Raw genomic sequence first — 25,398 nt, 5'->3', positions numbered from 1 at the left:
AAGATGTTTTGTCAGCAGAGGTGAAAGTTGTGGAAAGAGAAAATATGGTCAAATCCGTAAGCCGGGCACTGGATATCATCCAGCTCATCAGCATGAAGAAGGGAGGCCTGGGTGTAACGGAAATCGCAAATCAGATCGATATCAATAAAAGCTCTGTTTACCGGATATTATCGACTCTCGTTCTGTACGGGTTCATTGAACAGGATGAATTGACAGGTCGATATAAGCTAGGGTATAAATTCCTTGAAATCAGCTCAAAGCTGCTGGAATCGATTGATCTGCGCGAGGAGGCGAAGCCTTTCTTACTGGAGTTGGAAGAAGAGACAAATGAAGTCATCCATCTCGTTGTGTATGATCAAGGCGAAGTGGTCTATATCGAGAAACTTGAAGGAAATGAAGTGCTGAGGATGCACTCAAAAGTGGGGAAACGTGCTCCCATGCACTGTACATCAGTAGGGAAAGCGATCCTCGCCCATCTCCCTGCTAATGATGTCATCGAAATCCTTGATCGAAAAGGGATGCCGATGCATACCGATCAAACGATCACTGATAAAGATCGTTTCCTTAAGGAATTGATCGGTGTGAAGCAAAAAGGATATGCGCTTGATCTTGAGGAAAACGAGTATGGAATTACCTGTATCGCAGCTCCGATTTTCGATCATCTGGAGAAAGTGGTTGCGGCACTCAGTATTTCCGGTCCAACAATGCGTATGTCGGGAGAGCGGATGGAGGAATTGAAAGTGAGGATTCCGCAGATTGCAAAGCAGATTTCAGCAAGGCTTGGACATGTTCATACCAAATAAATGATGTGAGAGAAAGCTCTATTTTTCCATTGAAGGCAAAATAGAGCTTTTTTGTTTAAAAATTATAAATTTTCTAAAAAGTAATTGAAACAAGCCAGAATGTATGTATAATTTTATATAGGATTCCGTAATGTTATATAACAACAAGTCAATTGGTTATATAACAGTGTTGCTTAGTATGCAGTTTTTTAGAAACGGTGTTTGGTATTACAAAACGGAAAGGGGAAACGTTTCATGAGTACTGGTATGTTGGCAATTTTATCTCTTTTACCCATTCTGGCAGTAGGTATTTTCCTAGTTGGCCTCAGATGGCCGGCAAGTAAAGCAATGCCCATTTCTTACATAGTCGCAGTCGGGCTTGCATTATTTGTATGGAAAGTTCCAGGAGCCAATGTGGCGGCTGCCTCTGTGAACGGACTGGTTGTCGCGGGGACTCTCTTGTACATCATCTTTGGAGCAATCCTGTTATTGAACACGCTGCAGGAGAGCGGAGGCATCAAGACGATTCGTCAGGGCTTTACTGACATCTCGGCAGACAGAAGGATTCAAGTCATTATCATTGCTTGGCTGTTTGGTTCATTCATTGAGGGATCTGCAGGATTTGGAACACCTGCCGCAGTGGCAGTTCCGCTGCTCGTTGGTCTCGGCTTCCCGGCGATGGCAGCCGTTATTGCAGGGATGGTCATTCAAAGTACACCGGTATCATTCGGCGCCGTTGGTACACCGATCCTGGTTGGGGTCCAAACAGGTTTGTCGGCTGATGCAGGCATCACTTCCAATTTACTGGCCTTTGTAACCGATATCGGGACAAAGGTAGCATTGCTGCACATGGTCACGGGGACACTCATCCCACTGTTTGTGGTTGCATTAATGACAAGATTTTTTGGGAAAAACAAATCGTTCTCAGAAGGAATCAAAGTATGGAAGTTTGCTATTTTCGCAGCCTTTGCGATGACAATTCCGTATCTGATTGTTGCAAATGTACTGGGGCCGGAATTCCCATCCATGATCGGTGGTCTAGTCGGTCTGGCAATTGTGATCACTGCTGCAAAAAAAGGATTTCTTATGCCTCCCAAAGAAGAAGTATGGGATTTTGAGGATAAGTCTAAATGGGATCCTGAATGGAGCGGTAAGCTTCAAATCAAGGACATCGCCCATAAAAGCGGAAGCATGAGCATGGTCCGTGCATGGACACCATACATTCTCGTGGGACTGTTTTTAGTATTGACCAGATTAAAATCGCTTCCATTTTTAGAATGGATGCAAGCGTGGAAAGTAACGCTTCCAAACATTTTCGGTACGGATATCAGCTCGAGCTTCCAGCCTTTGTATTTACCGGGCACCATTTTCATCGCAGTGTCGTTAATTACATTCTTTCTCCATGGAATGAATGGAAGCGCATACAAGAGGGCGTGGGCACAGTCCGGTAAAACGATGATTGCTGCATCGACAGCTCTTGTCTTTACTGTTCCGATGGTTCAAGTGTTTTTGAACACCGGAGGAGGGGCAGCCGGATTTGAAAAAATGCCGATTGAATTAGCTAATGGAGTTGCAGCCTTAGCCGGAGAGTATTGGCCGATCTTTTCGACCTTCATTGGTGGTATTGGTGCATTCATTGCAGGAAGTAACACCGTAAGTAACATGATGTTTTCCCTTTTCCAATATGATGTAGGTTCCCAAATCGGTGTAGACGCTACTTGGATCGTTGCTTTGCAGGCAGTCGGCGGGGCAGCTGGGAACATGATTTGCGTTCATAATGTCGTTGCTGCATCTGCAGTAGTAGGATTGGTAGGGAAAGAAGGGACTGTCATTCGAAAAACGCTTCTTCCGTTTGCCTACTATGCACTGTTTGCAGGGTCACTGGGCTATTCAATCGTCTGGTACTCTCAAAAGGGAATTTTCAACCTTGGTTCTTTCATCGTTGCGGCCATTGCGATTGCAGCTATGTACATTATTGCAACGAACAACAAGCGCAGTAATTTACTGCATACAAAAGATATAGGCAGTCCAAAGGTGAAGCAGGGTTAATGCTTATATAAGGTGAATACACCATGATTGCATAGATCAGAAGAAACCACCAGTCCAAAGACCAAGATTAAAAGGGCTGGTGGTTTTTATTTTCATTCTATTTACGTCCTGTCCCAAACCTGGGACGGGACTTTTTTTAGCTGCTTAAGCCGCGTGGTATCAATGAGTAGCAGAGTCTCACTCTAAATGAAAGTCTTATATTCGATTTTTTCTTTTCCTACAATACGTTATATGATGCTTGGAATAGCATGAAAGGAAGAGAGGAACTATGACGAATCGATTTAAACTAGAAAAGCCAAAATTAAAACCAAATTTGAAAAAGGCTGCATTTGAAGAAGTTTATTATGAAGAAGACCCTTTCTTGATCGATTGTGAGGTCAGGAATGCATTTGTAGAAGGGGAAAGCGTGGAAAAGCTGAATCTGTCAAGCGTATATTTCAAGGGTGTAAGGCTTTTGAATTCGTCTTTCCGTAAAGCGGATATGACGGATGTGGTCTTTGATAACTGTGATCTGTCCAACAGTCGTTTTGAAGAAGCAATCATTCATAGGGTGACATTCAAGGACTGCAAACTGCTTGGGCTCGACCTTTCACAAGCAAACTTGAAAAATGTCACGTTTGAGAATTGCATCCTGAACATCAGTAGTTTCATAGAGGCGAAGCTAAAACAGGTCCTGTTTGAGAAATCTACTTTAAACAGTGCAAATTTCTTTCAAAGCATCATGGAGAAAACTTCATTTGATCAATGTGATTTGAACGACATCGATTTTACGGTTACCAATCTGAAAGGGATCGATATCAGTTCAAGCTTCTTTGAGAAGATCAACGTAGAAGCTGATAACCTGAGAGGATGTACCGTATCTCCTCAGCAGGCTGTCTCCTTTGCCTCTCTGCTGGGTTTAAATGTGAAAGATTGAATCATACCCTTTCCTTTGTTTTAGTAGAATAAGACATACTTCTGTGCATGTTTCCCGTCATATCCATTGTATACAAGGGTGTTGCGTTATACTGTAAAATCCCCTAGCCTGGCTATCGTATGGACAGACCCATCCTAAAGTGCAATACGCATTAACGGACTCTGGGACGGGCTTCTAGAGAGATGAAGTGGTAAAATGGTGATGAAATAGGATAACACTTTCGGGAGGGTGTCGTTTATGTTTGAATTGGTGACTAAATTGAGAGAGAAAAATCCGCTCGTACATAATATTACAAATGTCGTGGTGACGAATTTCACCGCAAATGGGCTGCTATCGCTCGGGGCATCTCCTGTGATGGCTTATGCCAGGGAAGAAGTGGCGGATATGGCAAGAATCTCGGGTGCGCTCGTATTGAATATCGGGACGTTGTCTCATGATGAGGTTGAGGCAATGATCATTGCAGGGAAAGCTGCCAATGAACAAGGTGTTCCGGTGGTGCTCGACCCGGTGGGAGCAGGCGCAACAGCGTTCAGGACGGAAATGTCCAAGAAAATCCTACAGGAAGTAATGGTGTCAATAATAAGGGGCAATGCAGCCGAAGTGGCCAATGTTGCAGGTGATAACTGGGCGATCAAAGGTGTCGATGCCGGTTCTGGAAATGGCAGCACACTTGAGCTTGCTGAGAAAGTGGCAAATCAATTTGACTGCACGGTTGTGATCACAGGTGAACGGGATGTCATCTCCAACGGTACGAAGACCAATGAAGTGGCGAACGGTCATCCGTTATTAACGAAAGTCACAGGTACCGGCTGTCTATTATCATCAATCATCGGGTCCTTTGCAGCGATTGAAAAAGATTTGGTGAAAGCTGCGACAACAGCTGTATCCGCCTATGGAATTGCAGCTGAAAAAGCTGCCGCAACAACAGCAGAAAAAGGACCGGGCAGCTTTCAAATCGAGCTGCTTAATCAGCTTTCAAAAATTAGTGAAAACGACGAAGAATTTGCTAAAATAGATCCCATAAACAAATAAAGGCGGGTTTGAACATGACTGTAAATAAAGCACTAACGATTGCCGGATCGGACAGCGGCGGCGGTGCCGGTATCCAGGCTGACCTCAAGACTTTCCAGGAACTTGGCGCGTATGGAATGTCAGCGATCACTGCAGTGACGGCACAAAATACATTAGGTGTACATGGTGTATATCCTGTAAGCATTGAAGGTATTGTGAAGCAAATTGATGCAATCGGAGAAGATTTAGGGACAGACGCCCTTAAGACGGGTATGCTTTTTTCGAGTGAAGTGATTGAAGCGGTCAGCGAGCGCATTCACCATTATGGATGGAAGAACGTAGTCGTCGACCCCGTTATGATTGCAAAGGGTGGGGCGAAGCTCTTGCAAGATGAAGCAGTCAGGGCTATGAAAGAAAAGCTGATCCCCCTGACAGCCGTCATCACTCCGAATATACCGGAAGCAGAAGTATTGACGGATTTGAAAATCACATCATTGGATGATCGAAGGGAAGCTTCACGAATTCTTCTGGAAATGGGGGCGAAATCCGTCGTCATCAAAGGCGGGCATGCCGATGACGGGGAAGTGGTCGATCTATTCTATGATGGGAAAAGCTTCGAAGAACTGGTTTCCCCGAGAATCGACACCCCCCATACCCACGGGACCGGGTGCACATTTTCTGCAGCCATCACTGCCCAACTTGCAAACGGTTTAACGATGAGAGATGCGGTCGTGACAGCAAAAGAATTTATCCGCGCTGCCATTGAGGACGGACTTGGAATCGGAGAAGGTCACGGTCCTACTAATCATTGGGCATACAACAAGCGGGGGGAGAAAAGATGACGAAGTTTCAAAGAAATGAGATCGAGGAACTCCTCCAGCTTTATTTCATCATGGGAAGCACGAATTGCAAGAAAGATCCCGAATATGTCCTCCAACAGGCAATTGAAGGTGGCATCACCCTGTTTCAATTTCGCGAAAAGGGTCCTGGCGCTTTGGAGGGAAGGGAAAAAGCACGACTAGCCCAAAAGCTATTCAGAGTCTGCAAGGACGCTGGTATTCCGTTCATCGTCAATGACGACGTTGGTCTGGCGGTAGAATTGGATGCTGACGGCATACATGTCGGACAGGAAGATCTTGCGGCAAACTTTGTCCGTGAAAGAGCCGGAGACAAAATATTGGGTGTGTCGGCACATACCATTGAAGAGGCAAATAAAGCTATCCGCGACGGAGCCGATTACCTCGGACTCGGACCGATCTACCCGACCATTTCCAAAGACGATGCACGCGCTGTCAGTGGACTTGCGATCATCGATAACTTCCGGAAAAACGGTATCACTATCCCGATCGTAGGAATCGGCGGCATCACCGCAGCCAACGCCAGGGACGTCATCCAGGCAGGCGCAAACGGCGTCTCCCTGATTTCGGCCATCGCTGCTGCAGATGATGTTAAAAAGGCATCGTCGGAATTGAAGAGAGCGGTAATGTAAAGAATGAGGACAGCCCCACGGCGTGTTAACGTGCTAAAGGGCCGTCCTCATTTTTTAGTAACTCATGAATTTGTCTATGAATGTCCGGATTCGCTGGTAGGCTTCTATTTCATTTTTCTTCTTGGAGAATCCATGCCCCTCATCGTCAAACAACAGGTATTCAACGTAAATCCCCTTTTTACTTAGACTTTCTACGATTCTCTCAGACTCCTCGGTTTTCACACGAGGATCATTTTCACCGTGTATGATGAACATGGGCTTATCCATTTGATCGATATAGGTAATAGGTGAGTCCTTTACTAATTTTTCGCGATCTTTTTCTGGATCTCCAACCAGCTGATTCATCAGTGGTCTCCAGGTAGTAGGGAGATTGTCAATGAAAGTGAGAAGATTGGAGATTCCGAAAATATCAATGATTCCGCAGAAATATTCAGTGTGTCTGCCTGCTAGAAGCAGGCTCATATATCCGCCATAACTCCCTCCCATGCAAACGATCTTTCCTTTCTCCGCATAGCCATTGTCAATCAGCCAATCCATTCCCTTCACGCAATCGAGCCTGGGACCGCCGCCCCAATCCTGTTCAACCATCTTCTGAAAGGCTGTTCCGTATCCGGTGCTTCCCCTGAAATTCGGAGCAAAGATGGTGTAGCCGCTCTGAACCAAGTATTGAAATAGTGGTCTGTAAGTCAGGCGTTCAGCTTTCTGGGGCCCTCCATGAGGCCAGAATATCGTGATGTCCTTCCTTTTTTCTTTTTCCGGATTGAAAAGCAGGGCTTCTATCTGTAAACCATCGCAGGAGGGATATTGAATGACTTCGGGTGCTATCATGTTCTCTTCGCTTATGCCTAGCACTTTGTTATTGGTCAGCTGTGTCCAGTCGCTTGCTGTTTCCTTTTTGAAGAGATTATCGACGCGGCCTGCAGACATGCCTAAGATAAAGAGCGTTCCATCTTTCGCTGAGTCGACTTTTTTAATGATGTCACAGGGTGGGTCCATCGACTCATGCTTTGCAGACGTGACTTCGTAATGAAGAAGGCGGTCCCTTACCCCTATTTCAGTCGTAATGAAAAGACTTCCACCATGATATTGGATGGCTTTCATTTCTTCGTTTTCCAGTTTCAAAACAGGTATGTATTCGTAGGTTGAAAGATTGAAAGAGGCGAGAAAAGTGAATTCCTCTTCGTAGTTAGTGAGAAAATAAACGGTGCCATCCCCCGTAAACAAGACGTCCCTGATAATGTGGGGGACTGACGGATCCGGCACTAAAGGAAGTTTGTCCCCACCAGAATAGTAGAACCCTGCTGCATGTGTATTTGAATAAGTTTCGGTAAATATGTAACCAGTCCCATCAGGTGAAACGGCAGCCACGACGATCGGAGCTTTTTCTCCCTTTTGAATAATGCTTGTTTCATTCGTTTTTAAATCGGTTTTATAAATGTTCATAAAAGGATTTTCGTGATTCGATGAGTAGTACATTTCGAGATTCTGTGAAAAACAAGCATGATAACATCTTGAATTTGATTCTGCTTCGTTGAAAGGGACAGGTGTGCCGCCTGAAAGAGGCAGGTAGTGCAGTTGAAAATTCTCATCCCCGTCATGCTCAAAAGTTGCAGCGATAAATTGGTTTTCGCTGTCGACATGGATCTGATTGCAATTTTGATTGATCGCAGTCAGCTGATAGGGATATAAATGAGGAAGATCCATCGACCATAAATTGTAATGGCCGTTCAAATTTGTGCTGAACACTATTTTTTTTCCGTTTTCACTCACACTGAATGTACTGATTTCCACACTGTAGAAATATTGATCAACTTCAGGTAATGGCATTTTAATAGGACATTCCCCCTGAAAAACTTTTATAACCATATTATTCCACTACCTTTATCACAATACAACATGAACCTGATAAAAAGTGCCCACCTTCGATTCGCTAACACGTTACCATACTTTGAGAGGGCTTTCGATTTAACTTACCCACTGCTACAAAAGGGTTGCATTCACCCGCTGAATTTTATAAAGTATTAAGTTAGACAGTATGTATCAAGGAGGACCACGAATTGCCTACTACCAATGAAGAAATGGTTGTTACTATACATGGATTAGATAAGAAAGGTTCAGGACAAGCCGAAGTTTGGCGGAAGAATGAACTTGGAAATCCGAAGAAATTAAGACTGATGATCCCGCAGACGCTTCCCGGAGAGAAGGTGCGCGTGACGGTCGATCATCCTGAGAAAAAAAGAAGGAAAGCGATGCCAGACGAAATTGTGGAGGCTCATCCTGAACGGACAGATGCCCCGTGTCCGCATTTTGAACGGTGTGGAGGCTGTGTGTGGCAGCACTGGACGTATGAAGGTCAGCTAAAGGAAAAGACGAAGCATGTGAGGAAGGCGATCGAAGCCGAAGGCTTTGACCCCGCTCTTGTCCGCGACACAATCGGAATGGACGAACCTTGGCAGTACCGCAACAAAATGGAATTCACGTTCGCTCCTGACGGCTCCATGGGTCTTCATGAGCAGGGGAATTTCCGCAAAGTCATTTCACTGGAAACCTGCCTGATCGCAAGCGAACAAATGGTGGAAGCGGCAATGGAAGTTGCTGGTTGGGTAAAGGACCACGAGTTGGAAGGATACAACAAAGATACCCATGAGGGACTGCTTCGCCATTTGATGGTGCGCCAGTCGTTTGCAACTGGTGAGTTGATGCTCGCAGTATTTTCTACCCAGGGTCCTGGAGGCGAACTGCAACCTGCAGTGGATGATCTGAAAGCCCGTGTGGAGAAGAAGTTCCCTCATGTGAAAAGTCTGCTATGGATGGAAAACACAGACTGGGCGGACCGTACACAGGCTGAGGAAATTCATCTACTTGCAGGCCGTGATTATATCAATGACGAAATGGATGGATACCGTTTCCGCTTGTGGTTCGATACATTCTTCCAGACGAACCCGGTGCAGGCACAGAAGCTCGTCGACTTGGCAGTCGAAATGAGCGAGCCGAAGAAGAAGGAAAAAATGATCGACCTCTTCTGCGGAGTCGGTACATTCTCCCTTCCGTTTGCCAGCAGGGTAGGAAAGCTTGCCGGCATTGAAATCGTCGAAAGCTCGATCGAGTCCGCCAAGCGGAACGCCGAGGATAATGGGATCACAAACACGTATTTCCTAGCGAAGGATGCTCGAAAAGGGATCGACCAGGTACTCGAAAGTTTTGGCCATCCGGAATTATTGATGCTCGACCCGCCGCGTTCTGGTGCGGGTGGAAAAGTGATGAGAAGAATCGGACGCTCCCAGCCGGAACGAATCGTATATGTATCATGCAACCCTGATACATTCGCGACGGATATCAAAGAGCTCGAACCATTTGGCTATACACTTGATGCCGTTCAGCCAGTGGACCTTTTCCCGCATACCGTTCATGTGGAATGTGTCGCAACATTGACGTTGAATAAATAATGATGAGGCCCGTCCCGTACTGATTAAAGCAGTCCGGGACGGGCCTTCTCTTATGGGATCAGTATGATCTTAAGGGTAATTTGGCAGCTATAGAGCATATACTTCCCCAGTGGGGCCAAGGTCTATTCCTGCCAAGCAGGTTGATGTTCTGTATGAGTATGATTGACTTCCCCGTCTGATGAATGGCGTTCACTGTAGCGCCAGTTTGAATGTTGTATCTGTTTTATGTCTTTTAGAAGTTTAATGGGAACATATCTAAATGTTGATTATCTGGAAAAATATTCTTGACTTAGGTGTAGTCTGCAGAATATAGTTTAATTAAACACTGGTCAATAAAAAGGATGAGGTATTAAATGGCACCCAGAAAATCAGTAGAACAGGAACTCACAAAAGGAATGATCATGAAGGCCGCCCGTGAGCTTTTCACAAAAAAAGGATATCAGCAGGTATCAATGAGACAGATCGCAGCTGCACTTGGATACAGCCATGGCTCGATTTATTACCATTTTAAAAACAAAGCGGAATTATTTTTTGCCATGATCGAAACGGATTTTAAACTTTTGGACCAGTGGCTTGATGATGTGATGAATCAGGAGTTGGATCCTAAAAGCAAATTGAGAGAGGTCCTGCTCGCTTTCATCCGATTCGGATTAAGCCACAAAAGTCAGTATGAAATAATGTTTCTCCTTGCTGATGAAGAAGTCAAGTGCTATGTGAACAAAGGACCGAATGAATCGTATGAAAAATTCGCAAGGTCGCTTATCGAGCTTAGTAGGAGAGAAATCACCATTGGGGAGACCTGGTCGGTTTTCCTTTCGCTGCATGGTTTTGTGAGTCATTATTGCCGAAGTGAAGAAACCTATGAAGAAGTAGAAGTTCTTGCACATTCCCACGTGAATTTCATCCTGAAATCTATAAGCTGAATTTTTTTTGAATTATTTGACCAATGGTTAATAATAGGGGGGCTTAAGATGAAAAAGGCAATGGTAGTCGGGGCATCTGGAGGAATGGGGTACGCGCTCGTCAATGAATTGGTTGACCGCGGGATAGAAGTGGTTGCATTTGCAAGAGGCGAAGAGAAATTAAAGGGATTGTTTGGAGCAATGGACCTTGTCACAATCCAGCCCGGCAATGCGGAAGAGAAAGGGCACCTTATCGAGGCAGGGAAAGGCTGTGATATCATTTTCCATGCAATGAACATGCCGTACCAAGATTGGCAAAGTAAATTAATTGACATGACGGAAAACGTCATCATGGCAGCGGAAATTAATAATACCAGACTGGCGGTAGTGGATAACATCTACTCTTATGGGAAAAGCGGAGGAAACAGACTGACGGAGGATAAAGTGAAGGATCCTCATACGAAAAAAGGCAAGCTGCGTTTGAAAATGGAGCAAATGATCAAGCAATCTCCTGTTCAGGCGTTCATTTGTCATTTTCCTGACTTTTACGGTCCTAACGCCACAAACACATATTTCCACCACACATTGGATCAACTTCTTAAAAAGAAGAAGGCTGGATTCGTAGGTCCGGGGAATGTTTTACGAGAGTTCATTTATACAAAGGATGGGGCAAAGATCATGGTGGAGCTTGCATGCAGCCCTGATGCATATGGGCAAAGCTGGAATATTCCAGCAGTTGCTCCCATAACTGGAAATGATGTCGAAAAGCTCCTGAAGAAATTGCTTGGGAATGACAAACAACTCTATTTCATCACAAAACCGATGTTCGCAATCTTCGCGCTTTTCGCGGGGAAACCAATGCGAGAAGCACTTGAGATGCAATATATAAATTATGAACCTACTATTCTTTCAGGTGAAAAAATAGAAATGCTCTTGGGTGAACTAAATGGGACTCCGTATGAAAAGGGAATAGAAGAAACGATCGCGTTCATGAAGGCATGAAAACATAATTAGACTGTAAGTGAGTTCAGCGGAGTTTGTCTGATTCCAGGAGGATTCCCCTCAGGGAAAGTCGAATCTTACTAACATAGACCTCTAAAAAGGTAGTGATACGCCAGAAATGACTCCATATCTCAAACCGATAGAAGAAATGCACTGACAAAAAGGGGAGATTCATATGAACCAGGCATTGCTCGTCATCGATGCTCAGCAGGAATTGATTGAAGGAAACGATAAAGAACAGCCAGTCGTTCAAAAGAAAGAGCTGATTGAAACGATCAATCGCGTCATAGGGAAGGCGGTAGATGAGGGTGCAAGCCTTATTTTCATCCGGGACAGGGATGTTGCCGGAGGAAAGGGGGGCGGTTTCCAGGTGCATAGCGAAATCGTGATTCCTGAGAATGCGGTCACCTTTGACAAATCTGCGACTAATTCGTTCTATGGGACACCGCTGCTCAGCTACTTAAAAGAGAAGGAAGTCAAACATGTCGTGGTGACGGGGTGTCAAACCGAGTATTGCATTGATACGGCTGTCAGGTACGCAACAGTCAATGGAATGGATGTGACCCTGGTGGAGGATGGTCATTCGACGAAAGATTCCTCCGTTTTGAAAGGCGAACAGATCATATCTCATCATAATAAGGCACTTCATGGTCATTATAACGTTGATCATTTCTCAGTGGTCAGACACTCAAATGAAGATGTGTTTAAACCTAGTCACGATGGTTTTAGAAAAGAATATGGAATGTAAAATGGTGGTGCCTGTCCCTTACTGTGTCAATGCGCAGTAAGAGACGGGCGCCTTTTTTTGCTTTCATCTGGACAAAAATTCAAGCATACACTATTGAAGTGATAGTTGGGTGGAAAGTGAGAATGGAACAGTACCAATGCGTAATTTGTGGCCGTCATACATTGTATGGAATGGAGGTGAGTACATGGAATTTAATAGAGGAGAGGATGGTCCGGCAGGATGCGCCCTGCCATTTTGTGCCCAGACAACTGATGAAGCACCTTTATTTACAGCAGAAGCCTATGATAATGGAGAGAAGAAGATCAAAGAGGTCAGTTTGGAAAACTACCTTGGAAAATGGGTGATCCTATTTTTTTACGGGAGTGACTTTACCTTTGTCTGACCGACGGAGCTGGCAGCGGTCGCTGCCATTTATGAACAACTGAAAGTACTTCATGCAGAAGTACTTGCCATTAGTACCGACAGTATCTACTCCCATAAAGTGTTTACCGAGGTTTCGCCTTCTGCATCACAAGTGACATTTCCGCTGGTAAGTGACCGGACACATCAAATCAGTAAAGCTTATCGGGTTCTCAATGAAAAAGCCGGAGCTGCTTTAAGGGCAACCATTATAGTCGATCCAGATGGCATGATTGTTACTAGGTTCGTAAATCCTTTAGAAGTCGGACGAAACGTTTACGAAATTCTAAGGATAATCCAGGGCTTGGAATACAACCGAAAGACAGGAAAAGGAGTTCCCGCCAATTGGGTACCGGGTCAGCCGGGAATCAGTAAAGATCCCAAAAAAATCGGAAAAATATAAAAAGAGTGCCTGCCTTCACAAGGTCAATAGGTATACACCTTGTAAAGGCTTCGAATGTCTAGAATAGGACAAGCATAACACCTCTGACCATCATCACTGCAGTTTTTCAATTTGCCTTATGATTTCATCAAAGTGGCTTCTTTGAAAACCGAAGCTGTTAATGATGCTGCCATTCTGATCGATGACATAGAAACTCGTGGAGTGGATGACCTGGTTAGATGATTGTGGCTTTTGGATGAGTGTCTGGAATTCTTCTCTGGCGAATGTTTCTATTTCAGTCTGTGTATACCCGGTCAATAAATGCCAATTATCTTCATCTCCATCGAACTTTTCCTTGAAGGATTTTAGTTTTTCTGGCGTATCGATTTCGGGATCGCTGCTGAATGAAACGAACTCTACTTCAATTCCTTTTTTCTTCATTTCCTTTTGCAGTGAAGCCATGCTTGCTGTCATCGGTGGGCATACGGTCTCGCAGCTTGTGAAGATGAAGTCAGCTATCCATACCTTTCCCTTCAGGTCATTGCTTCCAAATTCTTCACCGTTCTGGTCGGTAAAGGTGAAGGGCTCCATTTGATACTCTATATTTTTTTCGATTCCGCATCCGGCCAGCATCATGACGAGCATCAGGATGAAAGGCAAGTATAATCTGTTCATGAGTAACCTCTTTTCCTTACGTTTACTTGGAGGAGCCGTTGATTGCAGAGAGGCCCCGCTTTCACAGGTTTTGCGGTTCGGGGCTCCTGCTAAGATTGACCATCTTGAATCTACTGAAAGCATCAGTCAAATGTATCCTCCATCAGGTTCATCACCACAAAAACCTCTGTCCCTTTTTCAACATCGCTGTTAATGGTGATTGTTCCATTGTGAAGGGAGATGATCTGCTTCACAATGGACAAACCCAGGCCCGTACCGCCGGTTGACCGGCTCCGCGCCTTGTCGGTACGGAAGAAGCGTTCACCCAGCCGCGGAAGATCTTCCTGATTGATTATTCCTTTATTGTTGATCCTGAAATACATTTGGTTTTCTCTCCTGGTCAGTTCAATCCTGATGGTTTCATTTCGTGGTGAGTATTTGACTGCGTTATCAACAAGATTGTAGAAGACTTGTTCCATCCGTTTATGGTCTCCGTGTATGATCATATCCTCTTCAATATCTACAATTGTATGGAGCTGGTTCTGTGAAAGACGGATTTTGAAGAGATCCAGGGTATCATAGAGGAGTTGAGCGACGGCGATTGGCTCTTTGTTGATTACATACAGGTTCTCTTCCAGATGATTCAAATCGATCAAGTCATGGACGATTTGATTCAGACGGCTTGTTTCCCTCTGAATAGTAGTTAAGTAACTGTCGGCTTCTTCTTTAGATGAATACATGTTTTGTTTGAGGGCTTCAGTATACCCATTAATATAAGTAAGCGGCGTCCTGAGCTCATGAACAACATTTGATATGAATTCCTTTTTCCGTGTCTCTTGTTCTTCGAGGGATGAGCTCATGATATTGAACGCTTCAGCCAGCTGTCCTACTTCATCAAACTCTGCTGGATGAAGGCGGTTGGAATAGTTTCCTTTTGCCACTTCCTGCGAAAGCTTCTGCATATCATTCAGTGGTTTAAACATAGAGTGGCGAATACGATTGACCACAAGAAACAGAAGGATAAAATAAATCCCCCCTGCAAGGATTAATATCGGCATGCTTGCCTGAAAGACTTCCTGCATCGCTTCAAGCGGGACATAGATGAATACGAGTCCAATCAAGCCGTTTTCACCTTGAAGGGGAAACACGGCACTGACAATATCCCGGTCAAAGCTTTCTACATATCCCTCTTTCAAGACAGATTTTCCTTCATTTAACCTGACTCGATCTTGATGGTCCAGCAGTGGTCTATTCCCTATATCATAAGGGAAATGTTCGTCCAGTTCCTCAACGCTATTTACAACGGTGACCTCATACTCCGATACGATATTGAACCAGTGAATCTTCTCGATGATTTCTTCGTTCAAAGCACCATAATGATAATGGGCAGCAGTATTTTCTCCCTGGTGCATGACGGATTCCCGAATGCTCTTAAGATAAAGATCTTTATAAAGAAAATGAAGGAAGAAGAATGAAAATAGGATGGTCGCTCCAATACTCCCAAGGATCAGAAGGAAGACCTTTTGACTTAACGAACGTTTTTGTATTTTCAATGCGACACCTCTAATTTATATCCTTTTCCCCAAACCGTCTGGATCAGCTGACCCTCATTCTTCATTTTGAGGCGTATCGTTTTAATATGTGTATCCACTGTACGCTCACTACCTGTATAGTGATCACCCCATACCAGATTAAGAAGCTGTTCCCGTGTAAATAGCTTTCCTTGGTTCTTTACCAATAGCAGTAGTAATTCAAATTCCTTTAACGTCAACGAAAGTGGTATTCCATGAAGGAAAGCGGAATGAGCTTCCACGATGATTGTAAGGGGCCCAGCCGTGAAAGATGCAGTTTGTACTGCCGCAGATTTTGCTCTGCGTAAAACCGATTCGATTCTAGCAATCAATTCCCCTGGGTGAAAGGGTTTCACGATATAATCATCCCCGCCTAAGCGAAGCCCGTGTACCTTATCCCATTCCTCGCCTTTTGCAGTCAAGAATATAAGTGGGATGTCATGCGTTTTCTTCATTTCTTCTGCAAAGGAAAAGCCATCCATATATGGCATCATCACATCTACCAATAAAAGATCGGGAGGAGTCTGGCGTATTTTATGAAGGGCATCCATACCGTTCGCTGCCTCTGCTACATTATATCCCTCATTTTGCAGAAAGGTTTGAACTAACTTTCTCATTTGCTCTTCATCGTCTATAATCATAATGGTCGTGCTCATCTCAAAATGGCCCCCTATTAATCCTTTTACTGTTATCGTTGCTTATTATACAGTAAAAATGTGAAGTTTTTGTGAGAAGACAAGTTAAATGGAGGAAGAAAAAAGAGGTCCATAATAATTGATAGAAACTTCATTCTTTCTTCACAACTTTTTACTATGATAATCTTAAAGGGAAAAATGAGGAAGAAATGCAAGGTAAAACAAACTGTAACTTGGTATTCTGATCCTCATCTATTTCCGCCTACACTCAAAAATAGAAGAAAGAAAATAGTATGATCGGAGGAAAAGAAATGAAGAAGATATTAATGCTGCTTATGATGGTGTCTGCCATTTTATACCTGTCGGCCTGTACGGAAAACAGTGATGAGGCTAAGCCTGACACTAGTGAATCGATACCTGAACAGGTCAGCGCTGAAATTATGGTACCTGAAAAAGTTTCACTCAGTGAGGAAACAATCTTGAAAGTACAGGTACTCCAAGGAGAAGAAAAAGTTGAAGATGCCGATGAAGTCAAGTTTGAAGTATGGAAAGGCAGCAACAAGGACGATAGTGAAATGATTGAAGCAGAGCATATGAAAGACGGTATCTATCAAGTCGAAACTTCGTTTGAAGAAGATGGAATCTATTACGTGCAAACCCATGTCACAGCACGCGATATGCACGTCATGCCAATCAAACACATCATTGCAGGGAATGTCTCTGAAGAAGAACTGAAAGCACTCGAAGAAGAATCAGGGCACCAGCATGACCATGATGAAAGTGACCACCAGCATTAAGGGGAATTGTCACTCAGTGTTAGAGGGCTTTAAATTGAATTTGTTTTCAAGTAACTGGAAGAAGGTTGGTTTTCGCTCCAAAAGCAAGAGCATTTTGAAATTCTAAATAAAATGCTTCAATGATATCCTGCGACAGGGAATCATTGAAGCATGAACAATTTAATATTCGAGGCCTCTCCCGTCCGTACAGTGGTTAAGTGTCCCGCAACAAGCGAATGTTCGGGAGAGGCATATATAGTATACTACTTTTCATCGGTAATCGTAAAGCACCGTCCCATTTGATGACCATTAGTCAAAAAGACCTTTCTTCTGTAAGTGATCCTCAATCTCTTTAAAACTATTTACGTTAATATAAGATATTGATTTTTCTTTGAGGAGTTCTTGAAGCTGTGAAAAGGCAAAAGTCAAATCCGCTGCCTTTGCTGGATGAGAATCCGGTTCACTGTCTCCGGCGAAGTAAACGGCCTCATATTCTTTCTTCAAATCAGTGATCACTTTTTCTTTGTCTATTCCATATCTTTCGGAGTAATGAGGATGGCTGCTGTCAATGTTCAAATGCACATTTTTATCTTTATAATACCCTTCATTGGAAAACACCTTTACGCCCTCTATCCCATAATGATCCAGAAGATGATGAATATAATAATCGGTCCCTGCGCTTAAAATGAAGAAATCCCCGTTGTTTTTCTGCACTTTTTTTATGAAGGAGGGAACATATTCATCGATCTCGATCGATTTGATGTCATCAATGATGATATTTTCCTCTTGATCAATTGAACTGAAAACCGCCGCTAAAAAATCTATATCCTTTATTTCTTCGGATTTCCATTTCTTATAAAGCTTTTTCCCATCCTCGAAGTACTTCTCAATGACGATATGATAAAAATCTTTTTTTGTTATCGTGCCGTCAAAATCAGAAACAAAAGCCCATTTTTTCATATTTTGTAACCTCCTGCAGAATGTATAGATTGCTATCCACTTCTTTGTGTCTATAGTATAGAGGTAACCTTATGGATGATTATACTAAAAAATCCTCTGAAAATGTGGTTTCCATACCCCACTTTATTCATAATGCTCTCTCTGTCCTCATTGAATCATGTAAAATAAATAATCATACTATTCTGGAGTGAAACTTGTGAAAAAGATGCAGCTTAAACTTAGTACGATTATCATTTTATTCGTTTGTATCGTTGTCTTCATATCTCTTGTACTGACCGACTTGCTCATTTCAAAGACGATTAATGAGAACATCGAATCTTCCATAGAAGAAAAAGCAAAGATCGTTTCCAGAACGGTCGCCCATTCGACGATTGTAAAGCAGGGGTTACAAAATCAAAAACATGAAGAGAGGATACAAGAATATACACTGGATATTCAAAAGTCAGCAGAAGTTATGTTTGTAGTGGTGATGGATATGGATGGGATACGAAAATCTCACCCAAATCCAGAGCGGATTGGCAAACACTTTGTCGGCGGGGATGAGAAAGACGTGCTGCAAGGTAAGGAGAGTCTGTCTATTTCAGAAGGAACATTGGGGAAATCAGTCAGGGCTTTTTCTCCTGTATATGATGAAAATGACCGGCAAGTTGGAGCCGTAGCTGTTGGAATTTCACTGAATAGAGTGGAAGAAGCACTGAATCAAAGCCACCGAAATATTTTAGTGGGTTCAATCATCGGGATCTTCTTCGGAATTATCGGGGCTATTTTTATTGCAAGGTACATAAAGAGGATATTATTTGGTCTTGAGCCTATTGCTATTGCCAAAATATTAGAAGAACGGAACACAATGCTACAATCGGTTCATGAAGGCGTAGTAGCCGTAAATAAGGATACGACAGTTTCATTAGTGAATAAGTCTGCACTGACAATATTCAATAAAGCAGGGTTAGGAAGCGATCCAGTCGGTTTACCCATCAAAGATTACATGCCTGAAACCGGGCTGGAGAGAGTCATGGAAACAGGGAAGTCTGAATTGGATGAGGAGCAAACAATCAATGGTGTATCTATATTAGTAAATCGTGTTCCTTTAATTGTAAACAATGAAGTCGTTGGAGCCATTTCTACGTTCAGGGACAAGACGGAAGTGAATCGATTGGCTGAACAGCTGACGGGGGTGAAGTCTTATGCAGAAGCGCTGCGGGCGCAATCCCATGAATTTATGAATAAAATGCATGTGATTCTTGGTTTGGTGAACTTGGAAGAGTATACAAGATTGGAGCGTTACATCAAAGAGCTTGTTTCATTTAGGGCAGACGAAGTGAACACCGTCTCTTCAAAGGTTAAAGATCCTGCCCTGGCAGGGTTTATCATGGGGAAAATGAGCTATGCCAGGGAAAAAAACGTTTTATTGACTGTCGATTGTCACGACTTTATACCCGAACCGGGGGATCCATCGATTACACATGAATTGATCACGGTAATCGGGAACCTGTTGGATAATAGCATTGAAGCCATGGCGGATCGAGATGTAAAGGAAGTACATTTGGAATTATCCTACCAGAAAGGCCAGTTAGAACTTATCGTAACAGACACCGGGAATGGGATACCGAAGGAAATGATAGAAGAGATTTTCATCAAAGGATATTCATCAAAAGGAGAAGGTAGAGGTTACGGACTTTTCTTAGTGAAAGAGAGCCTGGATAAACTGGATGGGCACCTGTATGTTGAATCGAAGGAAGGATCAGGGACGACAATGATTGCACAAGCTTTGTATACGGAGGGGAAAATGAATGATCAAGGTGTTGATAGTTGAAGATGACCCGATGGTGGCCAAGTTCAATCAAACGTATTTAGAGGATATAAAGGGGTTTGATTTAGCAGGGATTTCAAACTCCATTGAAGATGCAAAGGAAAAGATGAGAGATCAAAAAGTTGATCTGATTCTATTGGATGTGTATATGCCTGGGGAACAAACCGGTATGGACTTATTGAGGCAAATTCGTAAGGAACAGCAAGAAACAGATGTCATTCTCATCACGGCGGCATCTGAAGTGGACAACATACAAACCGCTCTTCGGATGGGTGTTGTCGACTACTTGATTAAACCTTTTGAATTCGAACGATTCAAAAAAGCTTTAACGTCTTATCGTCAAAAGAAACAAGTGCTGCAAAATCAAGCAATCATCAATCAGAGCGAACTTGACTTACTTTTGCTGAAAGATGTACTGGAACCCGATAACAAAGATCCTCTTCCTAAAGGATTGACAAGCAGTACGCTATCATCAATTTTCGAAGAAATCCTTAGCTTTGGAGAAGAATCGTTTTCAACAGATGATATTGCAGAGGTGACGACTATTTCTCGGGTATCGATAAGAAAATACCTTAAGTTTCTGAAGGATATCGGGGTGGTGGATGAAGCCTTAATTTATGGAATTGGAAGGCCGGTTTATCAGTATACGTTTAACAAATTAAACAGCTCCCGCCTTCAGAACTATCTTTAAGCAGCCCATTCGGCTGCTTTTTTTAATTTCAAAAGGCAATCAATAGTTTCATAATCTTTGAAAGTATAGAACGTTTTCATAAGATTGAAATACATTGTAAGCGATTACAGAGAGGGGGCCAGGTTTCTCTAGTGTAAGAAAAAGAAGGGGAAGCTGTCAGAAAGGTTACATGTAAGTTGTGTAAGGGGAATGGTTAGTTTTAAGGTTTTAAAACACGGTTAAGGGGATGAATAAAATGGGACAAGCAACATCAACACTTGCATATAAGGGTGAGAAAGTAAAAGAACAAGCTGCATTGACCAAAGATCAATCGCTTCAAATTTTCAATATGCCGATTCTTTGGTTTCTGGTCTTTACAGGAATCACTCTCATAAGTTTGTATACTGGAAATCTTCCAGGTGGAATGATCGGTACCCTCCTTGTCATGATGGTGCTCGGAGAACTCTTAGGCTGGGCAGGTGACCGTACACCCATCGTGAAAACGTTTTTGGGTGGAGGGGCAATCATTGCGATCTTTGGTTCTGCATTTATGGTATATGCGGGTTTACTTCCTGAAGCAACGGTCACTTCAATGACAGACTTCATGAAATCAGGAGGGTTTTTGAACTTTTATATTGCTGCTTTAATTACAGGGAGCATCTTAGGAATGAATTCGAAAGTTCTTGTAAAAGTGGGGCTGCGATATTTCCTGCCGATTTTTGGAGCTGTAGCTGGAGCCGTCATCATCGCCGGATTACTTGGATCCCTTGTCGGATTTACACTCCAAGAAGCCATTCTTGTGATCACGATGCCGATCATGGGCGGAGGAATGGGAGCAGGAGCTGTCCCTATGAGTCAAATCTATTCCGAGATGATGGGAAATGATCCAAGCTACTATATTTCTATGCTTGTACCTGCTCTTGCATTAGGAAATGTATTTGCGATCATTTTAGCCTCCGTACTGGATATGATCGGGAAGAAAGTCCCTTCATTAAGCGGGAATGGACAATTGATGAAAGGGTTCACGTATGAAAAAACAAAGCAAAAGTATAATGTAGAAAAGATGGGAGTCGGATTACTTGCGGCCTTGACGTTTTTTGCAGTCGGGACGTTACTTGGCACTGTTCTGCCACTCCATCCATATGCCATCATGATCATTCTTGTAGCAGCAGCAAAGATTTCAAATCTCATACCTCAAAATGTTGTAGAGGGGGCAAGTCAGTGGTATCAATTTGTAGCAAGTAACTGGACTTTTGCCTTATTGTTTGGAATTGGAGTTGCTTATACTGATTTGAACACGGTTCTTGAAGCACTGACTCTTCAATATATTTTAACCGTATTCGGAGTGGTACTGGGTGCGATCATCGGGGCTGCGATCCTTGGTAAGCTGGTCGGCTTTTACCCGATCGAAGCAGCGATCACGGCTGGGTTATGTATGGCCAATATGGGAGGAACAGGAGATGTTGCCGTATTATCTGCATCAAAACGGATGGAGCTCATGCCTTTCGCTCAGATATCATCACGCTTGGGCGGCGCCCTGATCTTATTATTAGCCGGATTAATCATACCTCTGTTGTAAATATGATACACTTAGGCTTGACTCTAGTAGTCAAGCCTATCTCATTTTATCAGATTGTGGTGACAAAAAAATGGACGTCATATTGATTGTATTGCCTGCATTATTGGTTTTTGCCGTTGGGTATATCGGGCAAAAGAAACTCGGATTCGAAATCAATTCGATTTCAAAAATGGCCATTTATTTAATGTATCCATTTCTCGCATTCAAGACTTTTTACGAGAATGAACTGAATATGGATTATCTTTATATTTTCCTCTTTTGTATAGCTCTTTGTGTAATACTGATCTTATCTATAAAAATAGTGGCTAAAATCAGAAATTACTCGAAGCCGAAAGAGTCTGCCATGATTCTATCAGGGGTATTTATGAATAGCGGTAACTACGGAGTACCTGTGATCCTGTTTGCGTTTGGGGAACTTGGGTTTCGCTACGCAGTCATCATGATGGTGATCCAGTCGTTTCTTATGAATACGATCGGTCTTTATTATGCTGTAAGCGGCAGCGATAAAGCGAGGGATAACAGTGAAATATGGATGAAGATCGTCAAAATGCCTATTCTTCACGGTGCTTTCATGGGATTAAGTGTTCAATTGCTGCAACTGGAAGTCCCGGTGTTTATGACTCAGACCATCGATTTAATTTCACAAGCAACAATTCCTGTGATCATGGTAGTGCTAGGTATGCAGCTAGCCACCCTGGGAGGGAAAAAGGTGGAGAGAGGAGCATTATCATTCATTATTTTCATGCGAATGGTGGCCTCGCCGATCATTGCTCTTGTCGTCGTTTCCATTCTTCCAATTTCCCCTATGCTTGCGTCAATTCTAATCATTCTGGCAAGTATGCCGACCGCTGCGAATACAACGATGTTTTCCTTGCAGTTCGATACGGAACCAGATTTAGTATCAGCAAGTACGCTTGTGACTACCTTGATGAGTATTATAACGATTCCCATTATGTTGGCCGTTGTTTCATAAAAAAGCTATTAAGATCATGAAAAAATAATCAATTATAGTTATTCAAGGTGGGGCAACACCCACTCAAATAAGCGTGGGGGGTTAAAATATGAAACAATCAGGGACGCTATACTTTTTCTGTGGAAAAATGGGCGCAGGAAAATCAACTAAATCAAGACAATTGGCGATAGATAAACATGCGGTACTGTTGTCTGAGGATGAATGGCTTTCATTTCTTTATCCCAATCAAATCGCATCATTTGAGGACTATTTAAAATTCTCAGCGCAGCTCAAGCCGTTAGTGAAAAAACATGTCCAAAACATATTAAGTGTCGGTACAGACGTAGTGATGGATTTTCCAGCTAACACTCAAAAACTGCGAAAGTGGTTTTTGGAAATGGCGTCAGAGGTCAATGCAAGCCATCAATTAATTTTCCTTAATCTAAGTAACGAGCAATGCTTACGTCAAATTGCACAAAGGCGTAACGAACAACCAGAAAGAGCAGTTTTTGACACGGAAGCGGTGTTTATTCAAGTTACTAAATTTTTTGAAGCACCCGAAGCAACCGAGGGCTTAAATATTTTAGAGTTTAGTGGAAAAAAATGATGAAGAGTTCAACACAGCGTTTTAAAGCAGACGGAGGGAAGGTAGAGAAATTAGATTATTATAATTTTATTATGTAAACTTAATTCGCAGGAATATCACCCTCAATCAATCAGGGTGATATTCACTCCCTTACCTTCTCATGCTTTTCGCAAACTCTTTCGCAACCTCAGGAGTTCTCTTTACCTCATCCACTGTATACAGAATGGAACTCTTTTTCATTTGAATGTCTTCCTGAATTTCTCCCTGAATGGTTTGCAGCTGATCGGTTTCAGCAGTGACTTGATTTATATTTGTCTGCATGTTGTTTACGGTATGATTGATTGAATTGATTTTCGGACGGGTGGTTTTCAGTGTTTTCACAATGCTTATTCCAAGCATGATCACAGCTGCAATCACGAGGGCAATACTGATGTAAACGATCCACATATCTTCTTCACCTCTGCATATTTTGATGTATTGTCATTTATTTTCCCTATTTTCATAAAAATTAACTGATTTTTTATTCTTATTTTTATATATACCGCTTTACTAAAAAGAATGCAGCTAGTAATCTATTGATAAGTTAAATGAGAGCGGAGGGGAAGAGAATGGTGAAAGCTGTATTCTTTGATTTAGACGATACCCTATTATGGGATTCAAGAAGCATTCAACGTGCATTTGATGAGACATGTAAGTATGCCAGCATGATGGTGGATGTAGATCCTGACATGCTAGAAAAAGAAGTAAGAAAAAATGCAAGGGAATTATACTCCTCATATGAAACATATGAATTCACCCAAATGATCGGTATCAATCCTTTCGAAGGATTATGGGGTGATTTTCTGGATGAACATCATGAGCAGTTCATTAAAATGAGGGACATCGTACCTGCTTATCGGGAAAGAGCTTGGACGGCAGGCTTGCAGAATCTTGGGGTTGATGATGAAGAATTTGGGAAGGAATTAGCTGAGCGGTTCAGGACCGAAAGAAAGAATCATCCTTTTGTTTATCCAGATACCTTTCATGTATTGAATTCGTTAAAGGATGATTATGTATTAGTTCTCTTAACCAATGGGTCTCCTCAATTGCAAAGCCTGAAATTACAAATGACAAAGGAATTGATTCCCTATTTTGAAGAAGTCGTCATTTCCGGAGCGATTGGAAAGGGTAAACCGGATACCGAAATGTTCATGCATGCCCTTGATAGACTATCTCTGAATAAAGAAGAAGTGGTCATGGTAGGAGACAACCTCATGACTGACATCAAGGGTGCGAAAACGGCAGGTATAAAAAATGTATGGATCAATCGTCAAGACCTGAGTCCCGGAGAGGTCATACCTGATTATGAAATAAAGGAACTTACGGAGCTTCTTGATCTTATCAAACAATTTTAGTTTCCTTACATATTTGTTGTCCGCATCTCATAAAATGAGCACTGCATAATGGCTGTGTGGTACAAATAAGGAGGCGACACGTATGGTAAATGGAATTCATGAAAAGCTGGTCGCTGCATCGATTGAGGATGTATGGGACTTTGTAAGCGTTCTTGATCATTGGGCACCACTCGTACCCGGATACTTGGATCACAAAATTATCAGTGATGAAGTATCTGATTGGAAATTTAAGATCGATACAGGTTTTATGAAGAGAAAGATCCATGCAAAGGTAGTCATCAAAGAGTGGGTTAAGCCAACCAGAGTAACCTTTACCTTGACTGGCCTAAACGAAAAGTTCTCAGGTGACGGCTCTTTTGAAGCGGCAAGTTTCTCAGGATCCAAGACCATTGTAAAAGGGAGACTGTCCATAAACTCATACAGCTCCATAGCCAAAATGCTGGCTCCCATCGTCGAGAAAACGGTTCCTGACATTACAATAGAGTTAACAAATAATGTCGTCCATGAAATTGAAAAACGATACTCGGCCCGACGTGAAGGCAGATAATAAGAACCAGCGGAAAAAATCCGTTGGTTTTTTATTTAGCGCACTGCTTGAACGATAATTTCGAAAACAGCGATCTTAAATAATCGAAAAGTTGTTCGCAGGAAAAACATAGGGTATGCTAAGATATAATTTGGCTCA

25 protein-coding genes are annotated in these 25,398 nt (G+C 42.8%); 19 read left to right on the top strand and 6 right to left on the bottom strand.

What is annotated here, in order from left to right:
- Window positions 1-29: 29 nt before the first annotated feature.
- The 6 genes from ACUXV2_RS10210 (at window position 30) to thiE (ending at window position 6,247) form a co-directional block, all read left to right on the top strand.
- Window positions 30-803, top strand: a complete 774-nt coding sequence (locus ACUXV2_RS10210; RefSeq protein WP_446246898.1) for an IclR family transcriptional regulator — start codon at window positions 30-32, stop codon at window positions 801-803.
- 234 nt (window positions 804-1,037) lie between these two features.
- Window positions 1,038-2,831, top strand: a complete 1,794-nt coding sequence (locus tag ACUXV2_RS10205) for an L-lactate permease (protein WP_446246897.1) — start codon at window positions 1,038-1,040, stop codon at window positions 2,829-2,831.
- A gap of 268 nt (window positions 2,832-3,099) precedes the next feature.
- Entirely contained in the window at window positions 3,100-3,747 is a 648-nt protein-coding gene (locus ACUXV2_RS10200) for a pentapeptide repeat-containing protein (protein WP_446246896.1), read from the top strand.
- A gap of 237 nt (window positions 3,748-3,984) precedes the next feature.
- Window positions 3,985-4,779: a hydroxyethylthiazole kinase gene (gene thiM, locus ACUXV2_RS10195; RefSeq protein WP_446246895.1), complete on the top strand. Its 795-nt coding sequence runs from the start codon at window positions 3,985-3,987 to the stop codon at window positions 4,777-4,779.
- Between the two features lie 14 nt (window positions 4,780-4,793).
- Window positions 4,794-5,600 (top strand): bifunctional hydroxymethylpyrimidine kinase/phosphomethylpyrimidine kinase, encoded by an 807-nt coding sequence (thiD, locus tag ACUXV2_RS10190; protein ID WP_446246894.1) that lies wholly within the window; start codon window positions 4,794-4,796, stop codon window positions 5,598-5,600.
- Window positions 5,597-6,247 carry a thiamine phosphate synthase gene (gene thiE / locus ACUXV2_RS10185; protein WP_446246893.1) on the top strand — a complete coding sequence of 217 codons (651 nt, stop codon included), beginning with the start codon at window positions 5,597-5,599 and terminating at the stop codon, window positions 6,245-6,247. Before thiD ends, thiE begins: the two co-directional genes overlap by 4 nt.
- A 54-nt stretch (window positions 6,248-6,301) precedes the next feature.
- On the opposite strand, the gene ACUXV2_RS10180 is transcribed toward thiE, so the two are convergent.
- On the bottom strand, window positions 6,302-8,074 hold the full coding sequence (locus tag ACUXV2_RS10180) for a S9 family peptidase (protein ID WP_446246892.1): 1,773 nt from the start codon (window positions 8,072-8,074) through the stop codon (window positions 6,302-6,304).
- A gap of 251 nt (window positions 8,075-8,325) precedes the next feature.
- Here ACUXV2_RS10180 and rlmD point away from each other — a divergent pair, with 251 nt between their 5' ends.
- The 5 genes from rlmD (at window position 8,326) to ACUXV2_RS10155 (ending at window position 13,147) form a co-directional block, all read left to right on the top strand.
- On the top strand, window positions 8,326-9,693 hold the full coding sequence (gene rlmD, locus ACUXV2_RS10175; protein WP_446247041.1) for a 23S rRNA (uracil(1939)-C(5))-methyltransferase RlmD: 1,368 nt from the start codon (window positions 8,326-8,328) through the stop codon (window positions 9,691-9,693).
- Between the two features lie 353 nt (window positions 9,694-10,046).
- Complete coding sequence (locus ACUXV2_RS10170; RefSeq protein WP_446246891.1) at window positions 10,047-10,616, top strand: TetR/AcrR family transcriptional regulator; 570 nt, start codon at window positions 10,047-10,049, stop codon at window positions 10,614-10,616.
- A 48-nt stretch (window positions 10,617-10,664) separates the two neighbouring features.
- Window positions 10,665-11,597, top strand: a complete 933-nt coding sequence (locus ACUXV2_RS10165) for an NAD(P)H-binding protein (protein ID WP_446246890.1) — start codon at window positions 10,665-10,667, stop codon at window positions 11,595-11,597.
- A gap of 175 nt (window positions 11,598-11,772) precedes the next feature.
- Window positions 11,773-12,345, top strand: a complete 573-nt coding sequence (locus tag ACUXV2_RS10160) for a cysteine hydrolase family protein (protein WP_446246889.1) — start codon at window positions 11,773-11,775, stop codon at window positions 12,343-12,345.
- A gap of 184 nt (window positions 12,346-12,529) precedes the next feature.
- The gene (locus ACUXV2_RS10155; protein ID WP_446246888.1) at window positions 12,530-13,147 is read left to right on the top strand and encodes a redoxin domain-containing protein; all 618 of its coding nucleotides are present in this window, start codon (window positions 12,530-12,532) and stop codon (window positions 13,145-13,147) included.
- A 93-nt stretch (window positions 13,148-13,240) separates the two neighbouring features.
- Here the strand turns inward: ACUXV2_RS10155 and ACUXV2_RS10150 are convergent, their stop codons facing one another.
- The 3 genes from ACUXV2_RS10150 to ACUXV2_RS10140 form a co-directional block, all read right to left on the bottom strand.
- Complete coding sequence (locus ACUXV2_RS10150) at window positions 13,241-13,801, bottom strand: SCO family protein (protein ID WP_446246887.1); 561 nt, start codon at window positions 13,799-13,801, stop codon at window positions 13,241-13,243.
- A 122-nt stretch (window positions 13,802-13,923) separates the two neighbouring features.
- The gene (locus ACUXV2_RS10145) at window positions 13,924-15,333 is read right to left on the bottom strand and encodes a sensor histidine kinase (protein ID WP_446246886.1); all 1,410 of its coding nucleotides are present in this window, start codon (window positions 15,331-15,333) and stop codon (window positions 13,924-13,926) included.
- A complete protein-coding gene (locus ACUXV2_RS10140) occupies window positions 15,330-16,007 on the bottom strand; it encodes a response regulator transcription factor (RefSeq protein ID WP_446246885.1) in 678 nt (225 codons plus the stop codon). Before ACUXV2_RS10140 ends, ACUXV2_RS10145 begins: the two co-directional genes overlap by 4 nt.
- Window positions 16,008-16,297: 290 nt before the next feature.
- On the opposite strand from ACUXV2_RS10140, the gene ACUXV2_RS10135 reads away from it, so the two are divergent.
- Window positions 16,298-16,783, top strand: coding sequence for a FixH family protein (locus tag ACUXV2_RS10135; RefSeq protein WP_446246884.1), 486 nt, complete (start codon window positions 16,298-16,300; stop codon window positions 16,781-16,783).
- A 288-nt stretch (window positions 16,784-17,071) separates the two neighbouring features.
- On the opposite strand, the gene ACUXV2_RS10130 is transcribed toward ACUXV2_RS10135, so the two are convergent.
- The gene (locus ACUXV2_RS10130) at window positions 17,072-17,722 is read right to left on the bottom strand and encodes an MtnX-like HAD-IB family phosphatase (RefSeq protein ID WP_446246883.1); all 651 of its coding nucleotides are present in this window, start codon (window positions 17,720-17,722) and stop codon (window positions 17,072-17,074) included.
- Window positions 17,723-17,927: 205 nt separating this feature from the next.
- Between ACUXV2_RS10130 and dcuS the strand changes: the two genes are divergently transcribed.
- The 5 genes from dcuS (at window position 17,928) to ACUXV2_RS10105 (ending at window position 23,340) form a co-directional block, all read left to right on the top strand.
- The gene (dcuS, locus tag ACUXV2_RS10125) at window positions 17,928-19,535 is read left to right on the top strand and encodes a DcuS/MalK family sensor histidine kinase (RefSeq protein ID WP_446247040.1); all 1,608 of its coding nucleotides are present in this window, start codon (window positions 17,928-17,930) and stop codon (window positions 19,533-19,535) included.
- Window positions 19,513-20,223 (top strand): response regulator, encoded by a 711-nt coding sequence (locus tag ACUXV2_RS10120; protein WP_446246882.1) that lies wholly within the window; start codon window positions 19,513-19,515, stop codon window positions 20,221-20,223. Before dcuS ends, ACUXV2_RS10120 begins: the two co-directional genes overlap by 23 nt.
- Window positions 20,224-20,458: 235 nt before the next feature.
- Entirely contained in the window at window positions 20,459-21,781 is a 1,323-nt protein-coding gene (locus ACUXV2_RS10115) for a 2-hydroxycarboxylate transporter family protein (protein WP_446246881.1), read from the top strand.
- Window positions 21,782-21,851: 70 nt separating this feature from the next.
- A complete protein-coding gene (locus tag ACUXV2_RS10110) occupies window positions 21,852-22,754 on the top strand; it encodes an AEC family transporter (protein ID WP_446246880.1) in 903 nt (300 codons plus the stop codon).
- 88 nt (window positions 22,755-22,842) lie between these two features.
- Window positions 22,843-23,340 carry an AAA family ATPase gene (locus tag ACUXV2_RS10105; RefSeq protein WP_446246879.1) on the top strand — a complete coding sequence of 166 codons (498 nt, stop codon included), beginning with the start codon at window positions 22,843-22,845 and terminating at the stop codon, window positions 23,338-23,340.
- Window positions 23,341-23,469: 129 nt separating this feature from the next.
- Here ACUXV2_RS10105 and ACUXV2_RS10100 read toward each other — a convergent pair whose 3' ends face one another.
- Window positions 23,470-23,766, bottom strand: coding sequence for a DUF948 domain-containing protein (locus ACUXV2_RS10100; protein ID WP_446246878.1), 297 nt, complete (start codon window positions 23,764-23,766; stop codon window positions 23,470-23,472).
- A gap of 161 nt (window positions 23,767-23,927) precedes the next feature.
- Here ACUXV2_RS10100 and ACUXV2_RS10095 point away from each other — a divergent pair, with 161 nt between their 5' ends.
- Together ACUXV2_RS10095 and ACUXV2_RS10090 are read left to right on the top strand one after the other, a co-directional pair.
- A complete protein-coding gene (locus tag ACUXV2_RS10095) occupies window positions 23,928-24,713 on the top strand; it encodes an HAD family hydrolase (RefSeq protein WP_446246877.1) in 786 nt (261 codons plus the stop codon).
- Window positions 24,714-24,795: 82 nt separating this feature from the next.
- Entirely contained in the window at window positions 24,796-25,260 is a 465-nt protein-coding gene (locus tag ACUXV2_RS10090; RefSeq protein WP_446246876.1) for a CoxG family protein, read from the top strand.
- Window positions 25,261-25,398 lie beyond the last annotated feature (138 nt).

This window comes from Rossellomorea sp. NS-SX7, from assembly GCF_052828565.1.
This window is presented reverse-complemented; position numbering and strand designations above follow the sequence as displayed.